Source organism: Streptomyces hilarionis, from assembly GCF_024539675.1.
Taxonomy (GTDB): domain Bacteria; phylum Actinomycetota; class Actinomycetes; order Streptomycetales; family Streptomycetaceae; genus Streptomyces; species Streptomyces hilarionis.
Window position 1 is genome coordinate 57,102 of sequence record NZ_JAHHIT010000040.1, and the last position, 24,280, is coordinate 81,381.

At 71.6% G+C, this 24,280-nt stretch carries 19 protein-coding genes; 15 read left to right on the forward strand and 4 right to left on the reverse strand.

Translation table 11 applies throughout. From position 1 onward, the window contains the following. Nucleotides 1–567 precede the first annotated feature (567 nt). The 6 genes from KMS84_RS08455 to KMS84_RS08480 all read left to right on the forward strand — a co-directional run bounded on the left by KMS84_RS08455 (nucleotide 568) and on the right by KMS84_RS08480 (nucleotide 10,020). Complete coding sequence (locus KMS84_RS08455) at nucleotides 568–2,487, forward strand: glycogen debranching N-terminal domain-containing protein (RefSeq protein WP_256915466.1); 1,920 nt, start codon at nucleotides 568–570, stop codon at nucleotides 2,485–2,487. Nucleotides 2,488–2,627: 140 nt separating this feature from the next. Beyond that, nucleotides 2,628–3,389, forward strand: a complete 762-nt coding sequence (locus KMS84_RS08460) for an NUDIX hydrolase (RefSeq protein ID WP_256915467.1) — start codon at nucleotides 2,628–2,630, stop codon at nucleotides 3,387–3,389. Nucleotides 3,390–3,574: 185 nt separating this feature from the next. Beyond that, the gene (locus KMS84_RS08465; RefSeq protein ID WP_256915468.1) at nucleotides 3,575–5,938 is read left to right on the forward strand and encodes an ATP-binding cassette domain-containing protein; all 2,364 of its coding nucleotides are present in this window, start codon (nucleotides 3,575–3,577) and stop codon (nucleotides 5,936–5,938) included. Between the two features lie 163 nt (nucleotides 5,939–6,101). Then, nucleotides 6,102–6,992, forward strand: a complete 891-nt coding sequence (locus tag KMS84_RS08470; RefSeq protein WP_256915469.1) for a FadR/GntR family transcriptional regulator — start codon at nucleotides 6,102–6,104, stop codon at nucleotides 6,990–6,992. A gap of 479 nt (nucleotides 6,993–7,471) precedes the next feature. After that, nucleotides 7,472–9,016, forward strand: coding sequence for an RNA polymerase sigma factor (locus tag KMS84_RS08475; RefSeq protein ID WP_256915470.1), 1,545 nt, complete (start codon nucleotides 7,472–7,474; stop codon nucleotides 9,014–9,016). A 137-nt stretch (nucleotides 9,017–9,153) separates the two neighbouring features. Then, on the forward strand, nucleotides 9,154–10,020 hold the full coding sequence (locus KMS84_RS08480; RefSeq protein WP_256915471.1) for a serine protease: 867 nt from the start codon (nucleotides 9,154–9,156) through the stop codon (nucleotides 10,018–10,020). Nucleotides 10,021–10,153: 133 nt separating this feature from the next. Here KMS84_RS08480 and KMS84_RS08485 read toward each other — a convergent pair whose 3' ends face one another. Beyond that, nucleotides 10,154–10,384: a DUF7455 domain-containing protein gene (locus tag KMS84_RS08485; RefSeq protein ID WP_256915472.1), complete on the reverse strand. Its 231-nt coding sequence runs from the start codon at nucleotides 10,382–10,384 to the stop codon at nucleotides 10,154–10,156. A gap of 446 nt (nucleotides 10,385–10,830) precedes the next feature. On the opposite strand from KMS84_RS08485, the gene KMS84_RS08490 reads away from it, so the two are divergent. From KMS84_RS08490 to KMS84_RS08515, 6 genes are all read left to right on the forward strand, one after another. After that, nucleotides 10,831–12,951: a DNA gyrase/topoisomerase IV subunit B gene (locus KMS84_RS08490; protein ID WP_256915473.1), complete on the forward strand. Its 2,121-nt coding sequence runs from the start codon at nucleotides 10,831–10,833 to the stop codon at nucleotides 12,949–12,951. Between the two features lie 268 nt (nucleotides 12,952–13,219). Then, on the forward strand, nucleotides 13,220–13,744 hold the full coding sequence (locus KMS84_RS08495; protein ID WP_256915474.1) for a DUF1453 domain-containing protein: 525 nt from the start codon (nucleotides 13,220–13,222) through the stop codon (nucleotides 13,742–13,744). Further along, nucleotides 13,741–14,892 (forward strand): sensor histidine kinase, encoded by a 1,152-nt coding sequence (locus tag KMS84_RS08500; RefSeq protein ID WP_256915475.1) that lies wholly within the window; start codon nucleotides 13,741–13,743, stop codon nucleotides 14,890–14,892. The genes KMS84_RS08495 and KMS84_RS08500 overlap by 4 nt, the downstream gene beginning before the upstream one ends. After that, nucleotides 14,889–15,572 carry a response regulator transcription factor gene (locus KMS84_RS08505; protein ID WP_256915476.1) on the forward strand — a complete coding sequence of 228 codons (684 nt, stop codon included), beginning with the start codon at nucleotides 14,889–14,891 and terminating at the stop codon, nucleotides 15,570–15,572. Before KMS84_RS08500 ends, KMS84_RS08505 begins: the two co-directional genes overlap by 4 nt. An 80-nt stretch (nucleotides 15,573–15,652) precedes the next feature. Next, complete coding sequence (locus KMS84_RS08510) at nucleotides 15,653–16,231, forward strand: DUF485 domain-containing protein (protein ID WP_256915477.1); 579 nt, start codon at nucleotides 15,653–15,655, stop codon at nucleotides 16,229–16,231. Next, nucleotides 16,228–17,820 (forward strand): monocarboxylic acid transporter, encoded by a 1,593-nt coding sequence (locus KMS84_RS08515; protein ID WP_256915478.1) that lies wholly within the window; start codon nucleotides 16,228–16,230, stop codon nucleotides 17,818–17,820. Before KMS84_RS08510 ends, KMS84_RS08515 begins: the two co-directional genes overlap by 4 nt. Before the next feature lie 54 nt (nucleotides 17,821–17,874). Here KMS84_RS08515 and KMS84_RS08520 read toward each other — a convergent pair whose 3' ends face one another. Next, entirely contained in the window at nucleotides 17,875–18,567 is a 693-nt protein-coding gene (locus KMS84_RS08520) for a response regulator (RefSeq protein WP_256915479.1), read from the reverse strand. A 159-nt stretch (nucleotides 18,568–18,726) separates the two neighbouring features. Between KMS84_RS08520 and KMS84_RS08525 the strand changes: the two genes are divergently transcribed. The 3 genes from KMS84_RS08525 to KMS84_RS08535 all read left to right on the forward strand — a co-directional run bounded on the left by KMS84_RS08525 (nucleotide 18,727) and on the right by KMS84_RS08535 (nucleotide 21,641). After that, nucleotides 18,727–19,542, forward strand: coding sequence for an ABC transporter ATP-binding protein (locus KMS84_RS08525; RefSeq protein WP_256915480.1), 816 nt, complete (start codon nucleotides 18,727–18,729; stop codon nucleotides 19,540–19,542). Beyond that, nucleotides 19,532–20,395 (forward strand): ABC transporter permease, encoded by an 864-nt coding sequence (locus KMS84_RS08530; protein ID WP_256915481.1) that lies wholly within the window; start codon nucleotides 19,532–19,534, stop codon nucleotides 20,393–20,395. Before KMS84_RS08525 ends, KMS84_RS08530 begins: the two co-directional genes overlap by 11 nt. A gap of 187 nt (nucleotides 20,396–20,582) precedes the next feature. Then, nucleotides 20,583–21,641 (forward strand): ABC transporter substrate-binding protein, encoded by a 1,059-nt coding sequence (locus KMS84_RS08535; protein WP_256915482.1) that lies wholly within the window; start codon nucleotides 20,583–20,585, stop codon nucleotides 21,639–21,641. 13 nt (nucleotides 21,642–21,654) lie between these two features. Here the strand turns inward: KMS84_RS08535 and KMS84_RS08540 are convergent, their stop codons facing one another. After that, on the reverse strand, nucleotides 21,655–22,335 hold the full coding sequence (locus tag KMS84_RS08540) for a response regulator (RefSeq protein WP_256915483.1): 681 nt from the start codon (nucleotides 22,333–22,335) through the stop codon (nucleotides 21,655–21,657). Then, the gene (locus KMS84_RS08545) at nucleotides 22,332–24,035 is read right to left on the reverse strand and encodes an ATP-binding protein (protein WP_256915484.1); all 1,704 of its coding nucleotides are present in this window, start codon (nucleotides 24,033–24,035) and stop codon (nucleotides 22,332–22,334) included. The genes KMS84_RS08540 and KMS84_RS08545 overlap by 4 nt, the downstream gene beginning before the upstream one ends. Between the last annotated feature and the right edge of the window lie 245 nt (nucleotides 24,036–24,280).

Genomic DNA, 24,280 nt, shown 5'->3' on the forward strand with positions numbered 1-24,280 from the left:
AGCAGAAGAAGTCACCGCATGCATCAGCCGACTCCGCCCTCCGCCGCCGACGCACCCCTCAGCATCGACGAACGCTCCGGCCGCGACGAACGCTCCCACTCCTCCCGGCCGGCACCGCCCCAGGACGCGGACGCCGACCGGCAGTTCGTCGAGCGACAACTCCTCGACCGAGCGGCTCCGGGCCACCCGAGCCCGGACGCCGGCCCGGCGCACGCAGCCACGCCGGATCCCGCCCCTGGCCTTCCCCCCGGAAACAGCCTGCACATTCCTTCGGACGCCGGTCGCTCGCAACCTTCAGGCACGTCCGCAGGCCCGGCCAACACCCTGTCGCCAGGGCTCCCGCCGCCCGAACCGGGTCACCGCGCCTCGCCCGGTGCCCCGTCGCCCGGGGCGGCCCACGGCGCCTCGTCCGGTTTCGAGTCGCTTCGGCGGACCAGCCGCATGTCGCCGCGCCTCCTCCCACCACCCGGCGCCGCCGGGCGCCCGTCCGGGGCCGGCGCCGGCGTTTCCAGGGAGGCCCCATCGGTTCCGCCGCGCGCCGCGGGCCTGCCGCCCGTCCACACGGCGATGATCTGTGTCGCCCTGCCAGGCCTCGCCATCTCGACGGAACAGGGGCAGCTGACCGGAAACGGACTGGAGGGCTTCTACCGGGCGGGCCGGCGGATCCTGTCCCGGTGCCGACTGCGGGTGGCAGGACGCGAGCCCCTCGTGGTGCAGGCCCGGATGACCCTGGCGGACTCCGCGCGCTTCGTCGGCACCCTGCGCGTCACTCCGCACGGCGGCCCGGACCCGGATGTGATCGTCGAGCGGATCCGCTCCGCGGACGGCACGGAGCGCATCACCCTGCGCAGCACGGCCGCACGGCCACTGCGCCTCCCGGTCGAGGTGGCCCTGGGCACCGACCTGGCCGACCTCGGGGCGATCGCCGCCGGCACGGTGGGCCCCGAACTGCCGGCCAGCGTCCACGGCTCCGGGTTGCGTTGGTCCAGTGCCACCGGGACCTCGAGCGTCAGCGCCGACCCGGCGCCCGCCGACGCGATCGCCTCCGCGGGACTGCTGCGCTGGGAATTCGACCTGCCTCCCGGCGGCAGCGTCCGCGTGGAGCTGAGAGTCCGGCTGGACGGCGCGGGCCCGGCCCGTGCCGTCGGCCGGGCGGTGAGCAGCCCGCTGGCGTCCGCGCAGGCCACGGGCGACGACCCCCGTGTCGCAGGCCTGCTGGCGAGAAGCGTGCAGGATCTGCGGGCCCTGCTGGTGCGCGATCCCGAGCGCCCCACGGACGCCCACCTCGCGGCAGGCGCCCCCTGGCGCTGTGGGCTGGCCCCGGCCGAGGCGCTGGCCGCGGCGCGGATGGCGTTGCCCCTGGGCACCCGTCTCGCCGCGGGCACGCTGCGCACGCTCGCCCGTAGCCAGGTCACCCTCCCGGGGCCGAGGTGCGGCATGATCCCCGGCCCGCGTCGGGACGCGGGCGTGCACCTGCCACCCGCCTGCACGGGGACGGAGGCCACGCTGCTCTTCCCGGTGCTTCTCGCGGAGGCCCGCCGATGGGGTCTGCCCGACGGCGAGACGGAGGAACTGCTGCCGGCGGCCGAACGCTGTCTGACCTGGTTGCGCACCTCGCTCGGCGACGGCCCGTACCTGCGGGACCCGCAGCCCAACGGTCCCGTCCGCTGCGAGACCCAGGCCCACGCCCACCGTGCCGCGCTCCTCGGCGCCGACCTGCTCGACGCCTGCGGCCGACCGGGCGACGGCGGACTGCGGGAATGGGCGCGGACGGCGCGCGCGGTGTTCCGCCGGGACTTCTGGATCGACGACGGGGCGGGCGGCCGCCCCGCCGCCGCGCTCGGCCCCGACGGACGGCCGCTGCCCCACCTCTGCGCGACGACCGTCCACATCCTCGACACCGGGCTGCTGGGCGGCGGCGTCCACGCCCCGGGGCTGCTGGACAAGGTGCAGACCGAACAACTGGCCCGATTGCTCGGAAGCCCCGCCATGGACTCCGGCTGGGGGCTGCGCGGTCTCGGCGCGACGGAGGCGGGCCACAACCCCTTCGGCCACCGCAGTGGCGCCGTCCGCGTCCACGAGACGGCGATCGCCGTCGCCGGACTGGCGGCCACGGGCTACGAAAGAGAGAGCGTGGCCCTCCTGCGGGGCGTACTGGCGGCGGCCGACGCCTTCGGCCACCGCCTCCCGGAGATGTACGCGGGGGAGCAGCGCGGAGCCGGAAGCGCGCCCCTTCCCCACCCGGCCGCCTGCCGTCCCGCCGCCACCGCGGCTGCGGCGGGAGTCCTGCTGTTGACCACACTCGTCGGCGTTCGCCCCGACGCCCCCGCCGGAACAATCACCCTGCGCCCGCTGCCCAGCGCACCGCTGGGCGAGGTCGCTCTGACGGGTCTGCGGGTCGCGGGCGCACCCTTCTCCGTACGGGTCGGTCGGCTCGGACTCGCCATGGTGGACGAGGCGGCCGAAGGCCTTCAACTGGGAGTGTGAGCCCGTGTGACCTGGGACGACGTCGTGCAGGATGGCCCGTGACCCGGCGCGCGCCCGGCGGACGGGACCGCCCCGGATCCGCCATCGATGCGACCGGTGAAAGGAGTGTTTATCGTCAGGGAGACGACTATGATCACCGCATGCCCTACGACCCGTCAGCCTTTCCGCCCTTCGCCGTCACCGTGGACCTGGTCGTGCTGACCGTGCGCCGTCACGCCCTGTGCGCGCTGGCGGTGCGCAGGGGCGAGGCGCCGTACAAGGGGCGATGGGCGCTCCCCGGCGGCTTCGTACGGGCCGACGAGGACCTGACGCAGGCGGCGGCGCGCGAACTCGCCGAGGAGACCGGGCTGCACGCCCACGACCCCTCGGCCCCCGCCCAGGACAACGGGGCCCACCTGGAGCAGCTCGCCACCTACGGCGATCCCGGACGCGACCCCCGGATGCGCGTCGTCAGCGTGGCGCATCTCGCGCTGGCCCCCGACCTCCCGGCCCCCCGGGCGGGCGGTGACGCCAGCAACGCGCGCTGGGCGCCCGTCGAGGAACTGTTGCAGCACGCGGGGTACGGACGCGACGACGACGAGATGGTCGCCCCGCTCGCCTTCGACCACGCGCGGATCCTCGCGGACGGGGTGGAACGTGCGCGCTCCAAGATCGAGTACTCGTCCCTCGCCACCGCGTTCTGCCCCACGGAGTTCACGGTCGGAGAACTGCGCCGCGTCTACGAGGCGGTGTGGGGCGTGGCGCTCGACCCCCGCAACTTCCACCGCAAGGTGACGGGTACGCCCGGTTTCCTGGTGCCCACCGGCGGCACCACCACCCGGCAGGGCGGTCGCCCCGCCCAGCTCTTCCGTGCGGGCGGCGCGACCCTGCTCAACCCGCCCATGCTGCGCCCCGAGGTCTGACGGGGGACCACCGCGGCGATCGGGCGCGCGAGGACGCGGAGCGGGAGCGCGGCCCGGTCGGGGCTGCTCCGGAACGGCGCCGCGGCGGGGATGCTCCGCAGCGGGCGCCCGGCAGGTCGAGCCGCTTGTGCACTCGACCGTGCGGTGAAGGGAAAAAGCGGACATAGCGCGCTATCTTGCTTCGCGTGATCCAGGCCTTCGGACTGACCAGCAACTCCCGCAAGGCGCTTGTGCCCGCCGTCGACGACGTCTCCTTCGAGGCGCGCGCGGGCCGCGTCACCGTGCTGCTCGGAGCGTCGGGCGCCGGCAAGACCACTGTGCTGAGACTGATGCTCGAACTCCAACAGGGCCGCGGCCTGACGTACTTCAGAGGTCGCCCCCTGCACCGCATCGCGCACCCCTCGCGCGAGGTCGGCGTCCTTCTCGGGGACGTGCCGGGGCACCCCGCGCGCACGGTCCGCGGTCATCTGCGCATGCTGTGCGCCGCCGCGGGTGTGCCCGCCCGGCGGGCCGACGAGGTGCTGGAGGTCGTCGGCCTGGTCAGTCTGCGCGACGAACGCCTCGGCACCCTCTCCCGCGGTGTCGACCGGCGACTCGGCCTGGCCTGCGCCCTTCTCGCGGATCCGCACACGCTCGTCCTGGACGATCCGGCCGCCGGGCTCTCCGGACGGGAGAGCCGATGGCTGTTCGGCATGCTGCGCGCGCACGCAGCCCAGGGCGGCACGGTCCTGACGACCACGGCCGATCCCAAGGAGGCGGCCCGCACCGCAGACCGCGTCGTCACCCTCGACCGGGGAAGGCTCGCCGCCGATCAGGAGGCCGCCGACTTCGCCCGCACCCGGCTACGCCCCCGTGTCGCCGTGCGCACCCCCCACGCCGTCCGCCTGGCCGCCCTGCTCACGCAGGAGGCGCGGGCCGGGCGGCGGTCGATCGAGGTCGTCCATGAGGATGACAACCGGCTCTCCGTGTACGGAAGTTCGTGCGCCCACGTCGGCGAGACGGCGTTCCGGCACGGCGTCCTCGTCCATCAACTGGCCGACGAGACCGGGGACATGGGCCCGGGGGCCGGAGCTGCGCCGACGCCTTCTCTCTCCAAGCGCGTCGAGGCCGGTGCGCGGCACTCGGGCGCCGGTCAGCCGGAACCGGCGCCCGCGGGGCGCACCGCCGTCGGCGTCCTCGCGAAGGGCTCGGACGGTCCGGCGGCGTCCGACGGCGCCGACATGCCCGAGAACGCGCGGAATTCCGCCGCCGTCGAGACGCGGACGCCCGACCGCGCGCCGCGCCGACCGTCCACCGCCCCGCACCGGCCGACCGAGCTGTCTTCTTCTGACGTCCGCGGCGCCGAGGCGGGAGGTACGCGTCCCGGCCTCGCTGTGCCCGGCGAGGCCGCCCCACCCCCGAACTCGCCTACCCCGACCGCAACCGCGCGGACCGCCGCTGCACCGACGGCAACCACGCCGAAGGCAACCACACCTCCGACAAGCACACCTTCGACCACCGCACCGGCAAAGGCCGCGTCGGCAGCGACCGCGCCGGCGGCGGACGCACCGACCACAACCACGCCGACGGGGACGACGAACGCATCACCCGCGGGCGAGCCGAGCGCACCGAGCGCCAAGCCGGGGAAGACTCCGATCGCGAACGCCGCCGTCACCGTGGAGGAGCGCCGCCCCGCCGCCGCTCTCGTCCTGCCGTCCGCCCGGCGCACGCCCGGGGCCTTCGCGCCCCGGGTGCCCGAAGCCCTGCCGGATCTCCCACCCCCCATCTCCGTACGATCCGCTCCCAGCCCCCTGCGACCCCTGCGCTACGAACTCCGTCGTGCCGCCGGGATCGGCACCGGCTTCGTCACCGCGGCCGCCGTGCTGCTCGTCTCCGCCGTCATCACCCTGCTCCTGGCCCACGCGGGCCACACCCGCCAGGCGCGGCTGCTGGCCGCCTGGCCCGTGGAACTGCCGCTGCCGCCGGCGGCGCTCGGCGCCGGGCTGCTCGGCGCGCTGGCCTTCGGCGACGAGTTCCGCCACCCCGCGCTGGCCGTGGACCGCGGCACCGTGCCGCGCAGGGTCGGAGTGCTCACGGCCAAGCTCCTCGTCGCCGGTCTCACCGCCACCCTGCTCGCCTTTCTCACGGTGGGCTGCGACGCCGAAGTGCTCTACCTCGTCTACGGACGGGAGCTCGCCCGGGTTCCCGCGGACTGGATGGCGCTGAGCGCGAGTTGGCTCGCCCTCGTGGTCGGCTGCGCCTGGGCCGGCGTGCTCGCGGCGGGCGTCTTCCGCTCCACCACGGCCGGACTGTCGGCGGTGCTGGCCGTGCCGGTGGTCGTCGTGCCCGTCGTACAACAGCTCGTGGGCAGCGCGTCTGTGCGGACGACGGCCGCCATGTCCCTGCGGTTGCGGGAGACGCTCCTGATGCAGTGGCCCTTCGGGGGAGAGCGGTATCTGGCCGCCGCGGCACGCGTGATCGCTCAACCCGTCGGCGGGGCGATGACCTTGTCCCTCACCGCCCTGATGTGCGCGTATGTGGTCACCACACTGCGCAGCAGGGTCCGATGACGACCGTCCCCGGCCGATCCCGTCCCGGCATGTGCGCAACTCCCCGCAGAAAGCCCGTTTCTTTCCGATAAGGCGTCAATTGCGACGGGGTGAGCGATCACCCTTTCGTGTGCTTTTCACCAAAGACCTCAAGGCAGTTGGAGGCAGCGCCGACAAAGGATCCGTGAGTACCCTTGCGCACACCATGATGACCGCCGCCCGCTCCGCCGACTCCGGTCTGGCCGGCCCGGGCGGGCTCGACCGCTACCCCTACGCCGAGGCCCCCACCGCCGCCGACCGCGTCGGAGTTCCCGCCTGGGAGTCCGCCGAACCCGAACTGGGCCGCATGGGGCGCCGCACCGCGGGCAGCCGCGGCCGCGGGCTGCACGGTCAACTCGTCCAGCAGCTCGGTCAGATGATCGTGTCCGGCGATCTGGGCGCCGACCGTCCGCTGGTCCCCGAGGAGATCGGCCAGCGGTTCGAGGTGTCCCGCACCGTCGTCCGTGAGTCGCTGCGCGTTCTCGAGGCCAAGGGCCTGGTCAGCGCCCGACCGAACGTCGGTACGCGCGTGCGTCCCGTGAGCGACTGGAACCTCCTCGACCCCGACATCATCGAGTGGCGTGCCTTCGGTCCCCAGCGCGACGACCAGCGTCGCGAGCTGAGCGAGCTGCGCTGGACGATCGAGCCGCTGGCCGCCCGCCTCGCCGCAGGGCACGGGCGCGCCGACGTCCAGCAGCGCCTCTCCGACATGGTCGAGATCATGGCCCACGCCGTGGGGCAGGGCGACGCCCTGACGTACTCCCGGGCCGACGCCGAGTTCCACTCGCTCCTCATTCAGGTCGCCGGCAACCGGATGCTGGAGCACCTCTCGGGGATCGTGTCCTCCGCTTTGCAGGTGTCCGGCGGGCCGGTCGCGGGGTGCGAGCGCCCCACTGACGCCTCGCTCTCCCACCACGGCAGGATCGTCGACGCGCTCGCCGCGGGCGACGGCGCCGCGGCGGAGGCGGCCATGCGGCAGCTGCTCACCGTGCACCCCGAGGTGGAGCGCGTCGTGCCGGCGCCGCGCGAGCACTGACCGCCCCCGGGAAACGGTCCGCGGACGCCCTCTTCCGTCGCGGTGTCCCCCTCCTGCCGCGTCGTCCCCGCGCGTGCGCCCGCACTCCCGTCGGACCCCGCAGGACCCGCCACGGGGCCTGCGGGGTCCGACGGCCGAGTGGGGGAGAATCGGCCGGGGGGCCGACAGGGGCGCAAGAGGGGATTCGGCCGCGAAGGCTCGGGTAGACACCACGAGTGACCGCCTCTGCCCGTGTCTGACCGTTTTTCCACGCTTACGCGGTGTGACTCGGGCCACGAAGATTGGGCGTAACGCTTGTGGAAACAACGCGATGACCTAAGAGGTGACTGTCGCGGAGGGAATACGGACGCCGTTCAAGGCGCTGTGCATCCTCCCCGGTCCCCGCCCGCACCGTCGGCCCATCCCCAGGTCGGTGGTCGGCTCCTGTTCCTCTGCGAACGGGGCCGGAAGCCGTTTTCCAACGTTCCGAGAGGTTGTTCGTGTCGGCCAGCACATCCCGTACGCTCCCGCCGGAGATCGCCGAGTCCGTCTCTGTCATGGCGCTCATTGAGCGGGGAAAGGCTGAGGGGCAGATCGCCGGCGACGATGTGCGTCGGGCCTTCGAAGCTGACCAGATTCCGGCCACTCAGTGGAAGAACGTACTGCGCAGCCTCAACCAGATCCTCGAGGAAGAGGGTGTGACGCTGATGGTCAGTGCCGCGGAGCCCAAGCGCACCCGAAAGAGCGTCGCAGCGAAGAGTCCGGCCAAGCGCACCGCCACCAAGACGGTCGCGGCGAAGACGGTGACCACGCGGAAGGCCACCGCCACCACCGAGGCCGCCCCCGCCGCCCCCGCTGTCGACGACTCCGCAGAGGAAGCCGCCCCCGCCAAGAAGGCGGCTGCCAAGAAGACGACGACGGCGAAGAAGACCGTCGCCAAGAAGACCGTCGCCACGAAGAAGACGGCGGCCAAGAAGACCACCGCCAAGAAGGACGACGCCGAGCTGGTCGAGGAAGAGGTCCTCGAGGACGCTCCCAAGGCCGAGGGTGAGCCCGAGGGCACCGAGAGCGCCGGCTTCGTCCTGTCCGACGAGGACGAGGACGACGCGCCCGCGCAGCAGGTCGCGGCCGCGGGCGCCACCGCCGACCCGGTCAAGGACTACCTCAAGCAGATCGGCAAGGTCCCGCTGCTCAACGCCGAGCAGGAGGTCGAGCTCGCCAAGCGCATCGAGGCCGGTCTGTTCGCCGAGGACAAGCTGGCCAACGCCGACAAGCTCGCGCCGAAGCTCAAGCGCGAACTGGAGATCATCGCGGAGGACGGCCGCCGCGCCAAGAACCACCTCCTGGAGGCCAACCTCCGCCTGGTGGTCTCCCTGGCCAAGCGCTACACCGGCCGCGGCATGCTGTTCCTGGACCTCATCCAGGAGGGCAACCTCGGTCTGATCCGCGCGGTCGAGAAGTTCGACTACACCAAGGGCTACAAGTTCTCCACGTACGCCACCTGGTGGATCCGTCAGGCGATCACCCGCGCCATGGCCGACCAGGCCCGCACCATCCGTATCCCGGTGCACATGGTCGAGGTCATCAACAAGCTCGCGCGCGTGCAGCGCCAGATGCTCCAGGACCTGGGCCGCGAGCCCACCCCGGAGGAGCTGGCCAAGGAACTCGACATGACCCCGGAAAAGGTCATCGAGGTCCAGAAGTACGGTCGCGAGCCCATCTCGCTGCACACCCCCCTGGGTGAGGACGGCGACAGCGAGTTCGGCGACCTCATCGAGGACTCCGAGGCGGTCGTCCCGGCCGACGCGGTCAGCTTCACGCTCCTCCAGGAGCAGCTGCACTCGGTCCTCGACACCCTGTCCGAGCGCGAGGCGGGCGTGGTCTCCATGCGATTCGGCCTCACCGACGGTCAGCCGAAGACCCTCGACGAGATCGGCAAGGTCTACGGCGTGACGCGCGAGCGCATCCGCCAGATCGAGTCCAAGACCATGTCGAAGCTGCGTCACCCGTCGCGTTCGCAGGTGCTGCGCGACTACCTCGACTAGATCGTCGTCGGTCGCACCACGCCGAAGGCCCGGTCCCCGCAGTGGGGGCCGGGCCTTCGGCGTGGGCGCGCGGGTGCGACTCCCGGCACGCTGAATCACTCTGGGTGTTCATCGATCACTTCGAGTGAGGAGCGCGCATGCGTCGTTGTCTGGTCCGGGCGCTGTCCCGGCCGTTGATCCTGGCGGCCGCGGCGATGGCCATACCGCTGGCCGCCGCCGCCCCGGCGGCCTCCGACGGCGTCGTCCTGGGCGGTGTCCCCGTAGACGTCGCGCAGGCCCCCTGGGTGGTCGCCCTGTCCAGTCGTGACCGGTTCGGGGGTACGCGCTCGGGCCAGTTCTGCGGAGGCGTTGCCGTCGGCCGGTCCACCGTGCTCACGGCGGCCCACTGCATGGGCGAGGACGTCCTGGGAGCCCCGCCGGGGCAGTTGGCCGACCTGAAGGTCGTCGCGGGCCGTACGGACCTGTACACGGCCGAGGGCCAGGAGATCCCGGTGCGCAGTGTGTGGGTGAACCCGGGCTACGACAGCTCGAGCAACGCCGGCGACTTCGCCGTGCTCAGCCTCGCCGAACCGCTCGCGACGACCGTGGTGGCCCCCATGGCCGCCGCGGGCGACACCGCCTACGCACCCGGCTCGGACGCCGTCGTCTACGGCTGGGGCGACACCACCGGATTCGGGGCGTACGCCCACAGCCTGCGGGCGGCGCCCGTGCACGTTCTGGCCGACACGCTGTGCGAGCGGGCGTACCCCGGGTCCACGGAGGGGACCTACGACGCGCGCAGCATGGTGTGCGCGGGAGAGGCGAGGGGCGGCCCCGACGCCTGTCAGGGCGACAGCGGCGGACCGCTGGTCGCGCAGGGCCGACTCATCGGACTCGTGTCCTGGGGCAGCGGCTGCGGCCGGGCGGGCAGCCCAGGCGTCTACACACGGGTCTCCGACGCCCTGCGGACCCTGCACTGGGACGTCGGCACCCGAAGCCCCCACGAGGCCCCTGAAAGGGCCTGAGAGGGGTCTTTGCGGCGGTCCCGGAGTCGCCGGGGCCGCCGCCGGCCACAAGAGCGGGCGGCCGCCCCTGGAATCAGGGACGGCCGCCCGTACGCCGGCCTGTGCCGGTCTGGCTCGTCGTGGACGCGTCGGATCAGCGCTCTTCTTCGGACATGGACGCGGGAACGGTAGTCAGCCGCTCCGTCTCGTCCTGTATCTCAGCGGCGATCTTCTTGAGTTCCGGCTCGAATTTGCGGCCGTGGTGGGCGCAGAAGAGCAGTTCTCCGCCGCTGAGCAGGACGACGCGCACGTACGCCTGGGCGCCGCAGCGGTCGCAGCGGTCAGCGGCCGTCAGCGGGCTCGCGGGGGTCAGAACAGTAGTCACGTCGCCTCTTCTCTAGCTCGACGAGCTGTCGTACCAGGGTCAACATCCAACCAGCCCCAAAACGTTCCCGCTCGTGGCTTTTCCTCGAAAAATCTTTTCCGAGGCGGCCGTCTGCTGCCGGTTTGGCGGCGAATGTGCCGTATCGCGTGGTCTGTGGTGCTTACGGTTTCGCTCTGTCGGTCATGGTCCGGTCCTCCCGGCTGGCTTGCCGGTTTGTTCATGAGGACGTGCCCGGAGCCTAAATGGTTCATGCCTCGAAGGGAACGTGACATGTACTTCACTCCATCGAGGGATCGAACACGCATGCGACGCTGGACTAGTGTGAGTTCAGACGTGAGGGTGGCGTGACAACGGCTCTACCAGGCCTCGGTACCCTCGTGGCGGCAACCCAAGCCGCGCCCTTACCCAGAAGGGCCCCAACTGAAATTCAGCGAGGAGCGAACCGCGTGACCGCCGAAATGTCCGTGCCGTCCACAGCGCTGCTGGCAGGAGCAGACCGGGACGGTTCCAATTACACCGCGCGGCACCTGCTCGTCCTCGAAGGCCTCGAGGCCGTGCGGAAGCGCCCGGGTATGTACATCGGCTCGACCGACAGCCGTGGCCTGATGCACTGCCTGTGGGAGATCATCGACAACTCCGTCGACGAAGCCCTGGGCGGTTACTGCGACCACATCGAGGTGATCCTCCACGACGACGCCTCGGTCGAGGTCCGTGACAACGGCCGTGGCATCCCCGTCGACGTCGAGCCCAAGACCGGTCTGTCCGGTGTCGAGGTCGTCATGACCAAGCTGCACGCCGGCGGCAAGTTCGGCGGCGGCTCGTACGCCGCCTCCGGCGGCCTGCACGGCGTCGGCGCCTCCGTGGTCAACGCCCTGTCCGCCCGACTCGACGTCGAGGTGGACCGCGGCGGCCACACCCACGCGATCAGCTTCCGGCGCGGCGTCCCGGGCGCCTTCGCCGCGGACGGTCCCGACGCCAAGTTCGAGACCGGTGGTCTGCGCAAGGTCAAGCGGATCGCCAAGAACCGCTCCGGCACGCGTGTGCGGTACTGGGCCGACCGGCAGATCTTCCTCAAGGACGCCAAGCTCTCCCTGGACAACCTCCACCAGCGCGCTCGCCAGACGGCCTTCCTGGTGCCCGGCCTGACCATCGTCGTGCGCGACGAGTACGGGCTCGGCGAGGGCGGCAGCAAGGGCGAGGAGTCCTTCCGCTTCGACGGCGGCATCAGCGAGTTCTGCGAGTACCTGGCCTCCGACAAGCCCGTCTGCGACGTCCTGCGCTTCACGGGACAGGGCACGTTCAAGGAGACGGTCCCGGTCCTGGACGACCACGGGCAGATGACCCCGACCGAGGTCACCCGCGAGCTCGGGGTCGACGTGGCCCTGCGCTGGGGCACCGGGTACGACACCAACCTGCGCTCGTTCGTGAACATCATCGCCACGCCCAAGGGCGGCACCCATGTCGCCGGCTTCGAGCAGGCCGTCGCCAAGACGATGAACGAAGTGCTGCGCGCCAAGAAGCTGCTGCGCGTCGCCGAGGACGACATCGTCAAGGACGACGCCCTGGAGGGGCTGACCGCCGTCGTCACGGTGCGACTCGCCGAGCCGCAGTTCGAGGGGCAGACCAAGGAGGTGCTCGGCACGTCGGCGGCCCGGCGCATCGTGAACACGGTGATCTCCAGGGAGCTCAAGGCGTTCCTCACCTCCACCAAGCGCGACGCCGCCGCCCAGGCCCGGGTCGTCATGGAGAAGGCGGTGGCCGCGGCGCGGACGCGCATCGCGGCGCGGCAGCACAAGGACGCCCAGCGTCGCAAGACGGCGCTGGAGTCCTCGTCCCTGCCGGCGAAGCTGGCCGACTGCCGCAGCGACGACGTCGAGCGCAGCGAGCTGTTCATCGTCGAGGGGGACTCGGCGCTCGGAACGGCGAAGCTGGCCCGCAACTCCGAGTTCCAGGCGCTGCTGCCGATCCGGGGCAAGATCCTCAACGTCCAGAAGTCGTCCGTGACCGACATGCTGAAGAACGCCGAGTGCGGCGCGATCATCCAGGTCATAGGAGCGGGTTCCGGGCGGACCTTCGACATCGACGCGGCCCGCTACGGCAAGATCATCATGATGACCGACGCCGATGTGGACGGCTCCCACATCCGGACGCTCCTGCTGACGCTGTTCCACCGCTACATGCGGCCCATGGTCGAGTCCGGCCGGGTGTTCGCCGCGGTTCCGCCGCTGCACCGCATCGAGCTGGTCCAGCCCAAGAAGGGCCAGGACAAGTACGTCTACACGTACTCGGACCGGGAACTGCGCGACAAGCTCATGGAGTTCCAGAGCAAGGGCGTCAGGTACAAGGACTCCATCCAGCGCTACAAGGGCCTGGGCGAGATGGACGCCGATCAGCTGGCCGAGACCACGATGGACCCGCGTCATCGCACGCTGCGGCGGATCAACCTCTCCGACCTGGAGTCGGCGGAGCAGGTGTTCGACCTGCTCATGGGCAACGACGTGGCGCCGCGCAAGGAGTTCATCTCCAGCTCCGCGGCGACGCTGGACCGCTCGCGCATCGACGCCTAGCGTCGGCGGCCGCGCAAGGATTCCTGCCGGCCCCGGCCGGTTCTGGACGGCGTCGCCGGTCACGGCGGCCGGCGCGGCCCACCGCGTTCGGCTCGGCCACCCGGCCTCCGGCGGGGGTCTCCACCCACGGGTGGAGGCCCCCGTTGTCGTAGATCCACCCACGATCCACCCGGGCTCCGATCTGCGCTCGGACGGGATTCCGTAGCGTCGAGGGCGTCGGCGGCACTCGTCACCGGCCCCCCTTCTCGTCTCGCTCACGGAGGCTGTGATGTCCGGGCTCGTCGACGCACTGGTGATCGTGGCCGTGATCGCCCTCGTGATCGTGCGGCAGTTCCGGGCGAGCCGTATCGACACGGGCCGCAGATGGTGGCTCCTGCCCGGCGTCCTGGCCGTCCTCGCGCTGCGCGAACCGGACCTCCTCGACGCGCGCCACCCCGTCACGGCGGCCCTGGTGCTCGGCGCCGAGGTGACCGTCGGCCTGGCCACGGGTGCGGCCTGGGCCTGGACCACTCGCGTCTGGGTGGAGCCGGACGGCGCCGTCCGGAGCCGGAGCACCGGGGCGAGCGTCGCCGTCTGGGCTGTCGGCATCGGCCTGCGGCTGGGGCTCTACGCGCTCGGCACGGTGCTGGGCGTCCATCAGGACAGCTCCGCTGTGATGCTGGCCCTCGCGGCCACCCTGCTGGTCCGCTCCGGCGTCCTGATCCGGCGCACGCGGTCGCTGCACCCCGCTCCCGTACCGGCCGCGGCGTACGGTGCCGCCGTGCCCCGGTCCGCGTGGAAGGAGCGCGTGTGACGGAGAACAGTTGGACCCGATGGCCCTCCCGGGAGGCGCTGAGCCCCAAGGAGGTGTCGCGCCCCAGGCGGGTGCTCGCCTGGGCGGTGCGGCTGCTGGTGCTGAGCGCGCTGATGTGGGCGGCCTTCCACGACGGCCGTGTGCACGGGTGGACCGCGGTGGCCGGCGCCGGCGGAGTCCTGGTGGCCGGCGGGCTGGCCTGGGCCCTGTTCCGGACCACGCTCGACCACCGGCTGTGGCCCTCCCTGGCACTCGTGGCCATGCTGCTGGGGCTGGCGGTCGGGTCCGAGGCCGCGGGATTCCGCTCGCCGGCGGTCGTCCTGTGCTGCGGCTGCGCGATCACGGCCCTGGAGCGGCTGCCCTTGATCGCGGCCGTTCCGGTGGCCTCGGCCGGGTTCGCCGCCTTCGCCGCGGTCGACGACGGCAACGCGCTGACCTCGGCCTCCGTCATCGGGGGCATGGCCCTCGCCGGCTACGCCCTGCGGCTGGACGCCGAGGCCCGGGGCACCGCGCAGCGACTGCTCGCCCAGGAGCGGGCGGCGCGTGCAGCCGAGGCCGAGTCCGCCGCTCTCGCCGAGCGGGCCCGGATCGCCCGGGAGATCCACGACGTCCTGGCGCACAGCCTCTCGGCGCAACTTGTGCACCTGGAAGCGGCCCGGCTGCTGATCGAGCGGGGAGCGGACCGCGAGCAGATCCTCGAGCGCGTCGTGGCGGCCCGTGGGATGGCGCGCGACGGCCTGGACGAGACCAGACAGTCCCTCTCCGCGCTCCGGGGCGAACTGACGCCGCTGGAGGACTTCCTCAGCGGTCTCGTCCTCTCGTCGGACGACGCCGAGGTCACGGTCGAGGGCCGACGCCGGCCGCTGCCGGCCGAGGCGTCGCAGGCCGTGCGCAGAGTCGCCCAGGAAGCCCTCACGAACGTCCGCAAGCACGCACCGGGCGCGAAGGTCCGCGTCAGCCTGGAGTACGGGCCGCGTGAAGTCACCCTGGATGTGCGGGACACAGGGGGCTCGCCGGGTGAACTCGCGGAGGCCGGGGGCGGGTACGGTCTGCTGGGCATGCGGGAGCGCGCCGAGTTGCTGGGCGGCTCGCTCGTCGCGGGACCGGACGAGGAAGGGTTCGTGGTGACGCTGAAGGTGCCGGTATGACCGAGGAGCCGGAGAGGAAGCCTGCCAGGGTGGTGGTCGCGGACGACCAGACGGTCGTCCGGGAAGGCATCGTGATGCTGCTCGGGCTGCTGCCCGGAGTCGAGGTCGTGGGCGCGGCCGGTGACGGGGAGGAGGCGGTGCGCCTCGTCGCCGAACTCGCCCCCGACGTGGTGCTGATGGACCTGCGCATGCCCCGCTGCGACGGAGTGGAGGCGACCCGGCGCATCCGCGCGCACCATCCGGGGACGCAGGTGGTGGTGCTCACGACCTTCGCCGACGACGACTCCCTGTTCCCCGCGCTGAGAGCGGGGGCGCGCGGCTACCTCACGAAGGACGCCGGCGGCGACGAGATCGTCCGGGCCGTGCACAGCGTGCTGTCCGGGGACGCGGGGCTGTCCCCGAGCGTCCAGCGAAGACTGCTGGAGCGTCTGTCGGCGCCTGAGCCGGAACGGGCGGCGCCCCCGGTCCCGCCCGACGGGCTGACCACACGGGAGTCGGAGGTGCTCGTGCTGATCGCCGACGGTCTGAGCAACCAGGAGATCGCGCGCCGGCTGAGTGTGTCCACCGCGACCGTGAAGACCCACATCAACAACATGTTCACCAAGACGGGGCTCAAGGGCCGTGCCCAGGCCGTGCGGTACGCGTATCGAAAGGGGTTGGTACGACCGCCCACAGGGTGAATGGCCCGTTGGTCACCTGATGGGGTGAAGTGTTCGGGGAAGAAGAGTCAGGGAAGTTCCCGTTCTGTCCATCCTTGGGCATGCAGTCAAGCAACAATCGTGCCCGTGCCGACGAGGGCGGTCCCGAGACCGGCGGTCCCACGTCGCACGCGCGCGAACACCACGAGGATCCGGGCCGGGCATACGTCGAGGCGGCAGGAGACCTGCACTACGAGGACCCGTGGTACGACGCCCTCGCCTCCGGCTGGGGCGAGTCGGTCGCTGTCGGCCCGCACCGGGGCGAGGTGCCGGCGGCCCGCCGCGAGCGGGAGACCGGCGCCGCGGCGGCGGCCCAGGTCTATCTCGAGGTGCAGCGCAGCGCGGCCTTCCAGGAGGTCCGTCGCCGCTACCGCCGTTTCGTGGCGCCCGCCGTCCTCGGCTTCTTCGCCTGGTACGTGGCCTACGTCGTGGCCGCCACGACCGTGCCGGAGCTCATGGCACGGCCCGTGGCGGGGGCGGTGAACGTGGCGTTCCTCGCCGGTCTCGGACAGTTCCTCAGCACGTTCCTGCTCACCTGGGCCTACGCGCGCCACGCGCGGCTGCGCAGGGACCGGGCTGCGCTCGAACTGCGCTGGGACACACAGGAGCTGACCCGCGGAGCGAGGGGCGGTGCGTCGTGACCGGCAACCATCAGACTCCGGCGCTGCTGCTGTTCAGCGCCTTCGTGGCGGTGACACTCGGGATCACCACCTGGGTGAGCCGCAACCGGCACGGATCGGCCGAGGAGTTCTACGCCGGCGGACGGTTGTTCTCCCCGATGGAGAATGGTTTTGCCATCGCGGGGGACTACATGTCGGCCGCCTCCTTCCTGGGCGTCACCGGGCTCATCGCGCTGTTCGGGTACGACGGGCTGCTGTATTCGGTGGGCTTCCTCGTCGCGTGGCTGGTGGTGTTGTTCCTCGTCGCCGAACTGGTGCGCAACTGCGGCCGGTTCACCCTCGCCGACGTGGTGGCCGCGCGCATGAGCGAGCGACCGGTGCGCATCGCGTCGGGAACCTCCTCGGTCACCGTGTCCGTTCTCTACCTGGTGGCGCAGATGGTGGGCGCGGGCAGTCTGGTCGCCCTGCTGCTCGGCAACACGGGCGAGGCGGCGCGGTCCTGGGCCGTCATCGGCGTCGGCGCGCTCATGATCGTCTACGTGTCGCTGGGAGGGATGCGGGCCACCACCTGGATCCAGATCGTGAAGGCGGTGCTGCTCATGGGCGGCGCCGTCGTCCTGACCGTGCTCGTCCTGGTGCGCTTCCACGGCGACTTCGACCAGTTGCTGCGCACGGCCGCGGACCGCAGTGGACACGGCGCTGCGTTCCTGGCGCCCGGGCTCAAGTACGGCGGGGACTGGACGGCGCGGTTCGACTTCATGAGCCTGGGGCTCGCGCTGGTGCTGGGCACGGCCGGGCTGCCGCACATCCTGTCCCGCTTCTACACCGTGCCGACCGCACAGGCCGCCCGGCGTTCCACCGTCTGGGCGATCGGGCTGATCGGCGGCTTCTATCTGATGACGATCGTGCTCGGCTTCGGCGCGGCGGCGATCGTCGGTCCGCAGGCCGTGCGCGGGTCGAACGCGTCGGGGAACACCGCGGTGCCGCTGCTGGCACTCGACCTCGGGGGCGGCGCGGGCTCCACGGGAGGCACGGTGCTGTTCGCGGTCGTGACGGCCGTCGCCTTCGCCACGATCCTCGCCGTCGTCGCCGGCATCACGCTCGCCTCGTCGACGTCGGTGGCGCACGACCTCTACGCCTCGCTGCGACGACGCAACGCCCGACCCCGTAGCGAGGTCGCGGTGGCGCGGGTCGCCGCCGTGGGCGTCGGCGTGGTCGCGATCGGTCTCGGCCTGCTGGCCCGCGATCTGAACGTCGCCTTCCTGGTCGGGCTGGCCTTCGCGGTCGCCGCGTCCGCCAACCTGCCGGTGCTGCTGTACGCGCTGTTCTGGCGGAGTTTCACCACCCGGGGCGCCGTGTGGGCGGTGTACGGCGGTCTGGTCCCGGCGCTGGCACTCGTCGTGCTCTCGCCGGTGGTCTCGGGCAGCCCCGAGTCGCTCTTCCCGGACGTGGACTTCCAGTACTTCCCGCTGCAGAACCCCGGCCTGGTCTCGATCCCCCTCGGCTTCCTGGCGGGCTGGCTCGGCACCGTGACCTCCACCGAGATCGCCGACGAGGCCAAGCACGCGGAGACGGAGGTGCGGTCGCTGACCGGGGCGGGGGCCGCGTGACGGGTGGCGGACCCGCTGGTCGTCGTACCGTCCGGGTGGCGCGCCGGAGCCCGGTCACGGCGCCACCCACGCGTAACGGTGCTCCGGCCGGCCCGTGTCGCCGTACTTCAGGGAGAGGTGCAGCCGTCCGGCCTGTTCGAGCTGGCGGAGGTAGCGCTGTGCCGTGGAGCGGCTCAGGCCGGTCTCGGCGGCGACCTCATGGGCCGACAGCGGGTGGCCGGCGCCGTGCAGGACGGTGCAGATCAGGTCGGCGGTGGGTTCGGAGTGGCCGCTCGCAAGGCCGGGCGAGGACGGTCCCGGGCCGGTGCGCAGGGCGCCGAAGATGCGGTCGACCTGCTCCTGTCCGGCGACACCGTGGCCGCCGACCCGGTCGACCGTGCGGCGCAGGGCGGCGTAGGAGTCCAGGCGGGTGCGCAGCGCGGTGAACGTGAACGGTTTGACCAGGTAGTGCAAGGCGCCCAGACGCATCGCGGTGCGCACCGTCGTCACGTCGCCGGCCGCGGTGATCATGATGACGTCGGTGCCGTGGCCCTGTTCCCGCATGCGGTGGACGAGGTCGAGACCGGTTCCGTCGGGCAGGTAGTGGTCGAGCAGCACCAGGTCGATGTTGCCCCGTTGCACGCAGGCGAGCCCCTGGGCAGCACTGTGTGCCCGCGCGGCGACCCGGAATCCGGGAACCTTCCCCACGTATTTTGCGTTGATCTCGGCGACACGGAAGTCGTCGTCCACCACCAGGACGTCAATCATCGGGCCTCTCTCCTGCAGGCCAGGCGGGCGTGAGCCCGTGTTTCGGCTTCGCTGTTGTAGCGCGAGCAAAATGAGCACAACAGACCTTTGCAAGCAAAAGAAGCGCATGCGCTCACAAGGCTGATGCTGTCCCGCGGGTCGCCTCTACCGTCCCCGGCCATGAGCGCACACACCAGCCCCGCCATCGAGCTGCGGGGCGCGAGCAAGGTCTTCAGGACCCCGTCGGGGGCCGCGCACACCGCGGTGCGGGAACTCGACCTCACCGTCGGTCACGGCGAGTTCGTGGCCGTCGTCGGACCGACCGGTTGCGGGAAGTCCACGACGCTGACCCTGGTCAGCGGGCTGGAGGAGCCCACCCAGGGCGAGGTCCTGGTCGCCGGGCAGCCCGTGCGTGGCGTCGGCGACAAGGTCGGCTTCGTCTTCCAGCAGGACGCGACGTTTCCCTGGCGCACGGTCCTGTCGAACGTCATGGCCGGTCCCCGCTTCCGCGGCGTGCCCAAGGCGGAGGCGAAGAGCCGGGCCCGTGAGTGGCTCGGCCGGGTCGGACTCGCCGCCTTCGAGGACCGGTATCCGCACCAGCTCTCCGGGGGCCAGCGCAAACGCGTCGCCCTCGCCGCGACCTTCGTCAACGACCCCCAGATCCTGCTCATGGACGAGCCGTTCTCCGCGCTCGACGTGCAGACCAGGGCGCTCATGTCGGACGAGCTGCTCGAACTGTGGGAGGGCACGGGCGCGTCCGTCGTGTTCGTCACCCACGACCTCGAGGAGTCCATCGCGCTGGCCGACAAGGTCGTCGTGATGACCGCCGGTCCCGCGACCGTCAAGCAGGTCTTCGACATCGACCTGCCGCGACCGCGCAAGGTCGAGTCGGTGCGTCTGGAGCCGCGGTTCATCGAGATCTACCGCGAGATCTGGGAGTCCCTCGGTGAAGAGGTCCGCATCACCCGCGAAAGAGGTGCCGCCCATGTCGCCTGACCTTCTCAGCACGCCGGTGGCCGACGCCGTCCCCGTACCGGACCGCGCCCACTCACGCGCGCGTGCCGCCCGCAGACGCAAGATCGTCGTCACGGTGTTCCGCGTCCTGCTTCTGGTGGCCGTGCTCGCCCTGTGGGAAGGACTGTCCCGCGCCGAGGTCATCGATCCGTTCAACTTCTCGATGCCGAGCAAGATCTGGGACCAGATCTACACCTGGCTCACGCACGGTACTGCGCTCGGCTCGCTCGGCGAGCAGATCTGGTACACGCTCTACGAGGCGCTGCTCGGCTGGATCATCGGTGTGGTCGCGGGCGTCGTGTGCGGCATCGCGCTCGGGAGGATCACCTTCCTGGCCGACATCCTTGGTCCATACATCAAGGTGCTCAACTCCATCCCCAGGATCGTGCTGGCCCCGATCTTCGTGATCTGGTTCGGGCTCGGTCCGGCCTCCAAGGTCGCCTCGGCCGTCGTCCTGGTGTTCTTCCCGGTGTTCTTCAACGCCTTCCAGGGCGCCCGCGAGGTCGACCGCAACCTGGTCGCCAACGCCCGCATCCTCGGCGCGAGCGACCGCCGCGTGACCCTTCAGGTGGTTATCCCGTCCGCCACCTCCTGGATCTTCACCAGCCTGCACGTCAGCTTCGGCTTCGCCCTGATCGGCGCGATCGTGGGGGAGTACATCGGCGCGACCAAGGGGATCGGGCTCCTCGTCGCCCAGTCCCAGGGCACCTTCAACGCGGCCGGCGTGTACGCGGCCATGGTCATCCTCGCCGTCGTCGCCCTGGTCGCCGAAGGCCTGCTGACCTTCGCCGAGAGCCGCATCTTCCGCTGGAAGCCCTCCGGCTCGGACGGCTGACCTCCGCACGAACACCCCGGACGTCGTCCCCGCCGCCTCGGATGCCTCGGACGCTCCCCGGTCGACCCGCGTGCCCTGTGCCCCGTGCCCCATCCGTGCGTCAGGGCCACCGCCCGCCCGCCTTCCCTCTCGCCCTTCCGCCCCTCGCCATCCCGCATCGCCTTCTCACAAGGACGTGAACCCCGCCATGCGCACAACCGCCAGATACGCCGCCGCCGCCGCCGGCCTGCTCGCCCTCTCCTCGCTCACCGCCTGTGCCAACGACGCCGCCGGAACGACGTCGTCCGGCGCCGACACCAAGGGCGACGGCGAGGGCACCAAGGTCAAGATCATGGTCGGTGGCCTGGACAAGGTCATCTACCTGCCCGCCATGCTCACCCAGCGCCTGGGCTACTTCGACGCCGAGGGACTCGACGTCGAGCTGCTGAGCGAACCGGCCGGTGTGCAGGCCGAGACCGCACTCGTCTCCGGCCAGGTGCAGGGCGCCGTCGGCTTCTACGACCACACCCTCGACCTTCAGGTGAAGGGCAAGGAGGTGGAGTCCGTCGTCCAGTTCTCGCAGGCGCCCGGCGAGGTGGAGATCGTGTCGACGAAGGCCGAGGGCGACATCGCCTCGCCCAAGGACTTCAAGGGCAAGAAGCTCGGCATCACGGGCCTCGGCTCCTCGACCGACTTCCTCACCAAGTACCTCGCCGTCAAGAACGGCGTGAAGGTCAGCGAGTTCACCCCGGTCGCCGTGGGCGCCGGGCCGACCTTCATCGCGGCGCTGCAACAGGGCGCCATCGACGGCGGTATGACGACCGACCCGACCGTGGCGACGATCCTGGACAAGAAGGCCGGCAAGATCCTGCTCGACATGCGGACGCCGCAGGGCTCCCAGGAGGCGCTCGGCGGACCGTACCCGTCGTCAAGCCTGTACATGCAGACGAGTTGGGTCAACAGCCACAAGGACACTGTCCAGAAGTTGGCCAATGCATTCGTCAAGACGCTCACGTGGATGTCCACCCACAGTGCGGGCGACATCGCCGACAAGATGCCGGCCGACTACTCGCAGGGCAACAAGATGCTGTACGCCGTGGCCATCAAGAACACGCTGCCCATGTTCACCAAGGACGGCGTGATGCCCAAGAACGGCCCGGAGACGGTGGAGAAGGTCCTCAAGGCGTTCAACCCGAACATCCAGAACGCCAAGGTGGACCTCGACAAGACGTACACGACCGAGTTCGTCCAGAAGGCGACGGGCTGACGGTCCGAGCGCCTCAGGCGCGGGTCGCCCACACGTAACGGTGTTCCGGGCGGCCCGCGTCGCCGTACTTCAGCGTCAGACGCGCCCTCCCCGTGCGCTCCAGGAGTTTCAGATAACGCTGGGCGGTCTGCCGGCTGACCCCCGTCCGGTCGGCGATCTCCTGGGCCGACAGGGGCCCTTCGGCGCTCATCAGCGACTGGCGCACGAGCTCGGCGGTGGTGGGCGAGTGCCCCTTGGGCAGGCCAGGCTCCGACGGGGCGGACAGCGCGCCGAAGATCCGGTCGACGTCGGCCTGTTCGGCCTCGCCGCCGCCGTCCAGGGTGCGGCGCAGCTCCGCGTAGGCCTCCAGCTTGGCCCGCAGACCGGCGAAGGCGAACGGTTTCACCAGATACTGCAGCGCGCCCTGGCGCATGGCGGCCTGTACCGTCCCGACGTCCCGCGCGGCGGTCACCATGATCACGTCCGTCTGGTGGCCGCGCCGGCGCATCTCCTGGACGACCTCCAGACCCGTCTCGTCGGGCAGGTAGTGGTCCAGCAGGACGAGATCCACGCGGGGCAGTGTCGCCAGCCGGTGCAGCGCTTCGGCCGCGCTGTGGGCCTCGCCCGCGACATGGAAGCCGGGCACCTTCACGACGTAGGCGGCGTTGACGCGGGCGACCCGCGTGTCGTCGTCCACGACCAGGACCTCGATCACCGTGACCCCTCCTCGGCAGCACCCGGGACCGGCACGGTCAGCGCGGGCTGCGGACCGGGCCGCGGATCCGGCGGGCCGGTCCGGACGCCGGGCTCGGTCAGCGCCTCCGGCAGGACGACGGTGAACTCCGCGCCCCCGCCGGTCGCCTCGCCCACCGTCGCCCTGCCGCCCTGCCGCTCGGCCAGCCTGCGCACCAGGGAGAGCCCGATCCCACGCTTGCCGTGCGCCGGCGGCTTCTTCGTGGACCAGCCCTCCGTGAAGACCAGCTCACGCCGTTCGGCCGGAATGCCCGGGCCCGTGTCCCGCACCCGCAGGACGGCGGTACGGCCCTCGGAGCGCAGTTCGACCTCCACGCGCGCGTGGGGCGTGCCCGCGACGGCGTCGAGCGCGTTGTCCACCAGGTTGCCGACGACGGTGACCAGCCCGCGCGGGTCGACCAGGCGGTCGGGCAGCCGAGTCCGGTCGGAGACCCACAGGGCGACGCCCCGCTCGGCCGCGACGGTCGCCTTGCCCACGAGCAGCGCCGCGAGCAGGGGGTCCTCGATCTTCTCGGTCACCTGCTCCGCGGTCGCCCGGTGATCGCCGACCACCTCGCCGACGAACTCGACGGCGTCGTCGTACATCTCCAGTTCCAGCAGGCCCAGCAGCGTGTGCATCCGGTTGGCGTGCTCGTGGTCCTGGGCGCGCAGCGCGTCGATGAGGCCGTGCGTCGAGTCGAGTTCCCGGCCCAGCTGCTCCAGCTCGGTGCGGTCGCGCAGCGTGGCCACGGCGCCCCCGTCGTCGGTGGGCATCCGGTTGACGACCAGGACGCGCTGGCCGCGCACGGCGATCAGATCGGTGCCGTCCACCCGGCCGGCCAGCACGTCGGCCGTCCGCCCCTCGCCGAGCGCCTCGTCGGGCAGCGCGCCCACCGCCTCTTCACCGATGCCCAGCAGGCGCTGCGCCTCGTCGTTGAGCAGGCGGACCCGGCCGGCCCGGTCGAGGGCGACGACGCCCTCCCGTATCCCGTGCAGCATCGCCTCGCGCTCGGCGAGGAGCGCGGAGATGTCGGAGAAGGCCAGGTCGCGGGTCTGCCTCTGGACCCGGCGGGAGATGAGCCAGGCCGCCAGGGCGCCCACGGCCAGCGCTCCTCCGGCGTAGGCGAACAGACCGGGGATCGCGTGGATGAGCCGGGCGCGCACGCTGTCGTACTCGATGCCGACCGAGACCGCGCCGATGATCTTGTTCTGGTCGTCGCGCAGCGGCACCTTGCCGCGGGCCGAGCGGCCCAGGGTCCCGCTGTCGATCTCCATGACGTCCCGGCCGCGCAGCGCCTCGCTCGGGTCGGTCGAGACATGGCCGCCGACCTGGTCGGGGTCGGTGTGTGACCAACGGGTGCCGTGCCGGTCCATCACCACGACGTACTCGGCGCCACTGGCCTTGCGGATCCGCTCGGCCTCCTGCTGCACCGGGCCGTCCACCGTCGGCCGCGAACGCTCAAGATCGTCGGCGATCTGCGGCATCGCCGCGGTGGTCTGCGCGATGGCCAGCGCGCGCCGCATCGCCTGGTCGTCGAGCTGGTTGCCGAGCGGGGCGAGGAACAGTCCGGTGGCCAGCACCACGACCCCCGCGGCGATCGCCAGCTGCATGAGCAGGAGCTGCGAGAACATGCGCCGCGGCATGCCGATGCGCAGGCGGCGGGCGGGGGGAGTGGGGCTCATACCCAAGACGGTACGTGGACGGGCCCGCACAACCGTAGGGATGGTGGCGCGGATCTCTTGACCCACTCAAGAGGAAACGGTTCGGCAGTGGGCGTAGGGACCGCGTCATGCATGGGCGGAAACCGCGCCCCGTGCGTTCGGTGCGGCGTAGGCACAGCCCTGGCCTGAGATCGAGACCGAGCCCGAGACCCGGCCCGCCCGGGACCGAGCCCCGGCCTGGACGCACTCGGGGTCGAAACCGAGAC

Bases quoted from the DNA above. Each gene is read 5' to 3' on its own strand.
- KMS84_RS08505 (WP_256915476.1), top strand. From the start codon at position 14,889: ATGACCGAGGAGCCGGAGAGGAAGCCTGCCAGGGTGGTGGTCGCGGAC.
- KMS84_RS08510 (WP_256915477.1), top strand. From the start codon at position 15,653: ATGCAGTCAAGCAACAATCGTGCCCGTGCCGACGAGGGCGGTCCCGAG.
- KMS84_RS08495 (WP_256915474.1), top strand. From the start codon at position 13,220: ATGTCCGGGCTCGTCGACGCACTGGTGATCGTGGCCGTGATCGCCCTC.
- KMS84_RS08530 (WP_256915481.1), top strand. From the start codon at position 19,532: ATGTCGCCTGACCTTCTCAGCACGCCGGTGGCCGACGCCGTCCCCGTA.
- KMS84_RS08525 (WP_256915480.1), top strand. From the start codon at position 18,727: ATGAGCGCACACACCAGCCCCGCCATCGAGCTGCGGGGCGCGAGCAAG.
- KMS84_RS08455 (WP_256915466.1), top strand. From the start codon at position 568: ATGATCTGTGTCGCCCTGCCAGGCCTCGCCATCTCGACGGAACAGGGG.
- KMS84_RS08480 (WP_256915471.1), top strand. From the start codon at position 9,154: ATGCGTCGTTGTCTGGTCCGGGCGCTGTCCCGGCCGTTGATCCTGGCG.
- KMS84_RS08520 (WP_256915479.1), bottom strand. From the start codon at position 18,567: ATGATTGACGTCCTGGTGGTGGACGACGACTTCCGTGTCGCCGAGATC.
- KMS84_RS08460 (WP_256915467.1), top strand. From the start codon at position 2,628: ATGCCCTACGACCCGTCAGCCTTTCCGCCCTTCGCCGTCACCGTGGAC.
- KMS84_RS08545 (WP_256915484.1), bottom strand. From the start codon at position 24,035: ATGAGCCCCACTCCCCCCGCCCGCCGCCTGCGCATCGGCATGCCGCGG.
- KMS84_RS08535 (WP_256915482.1), top strand. From the start codon at position 20,583: ATGCGCACAACCGCCAGATACGCCGCCGCCGCCGCCGGCCTGCTCGCC.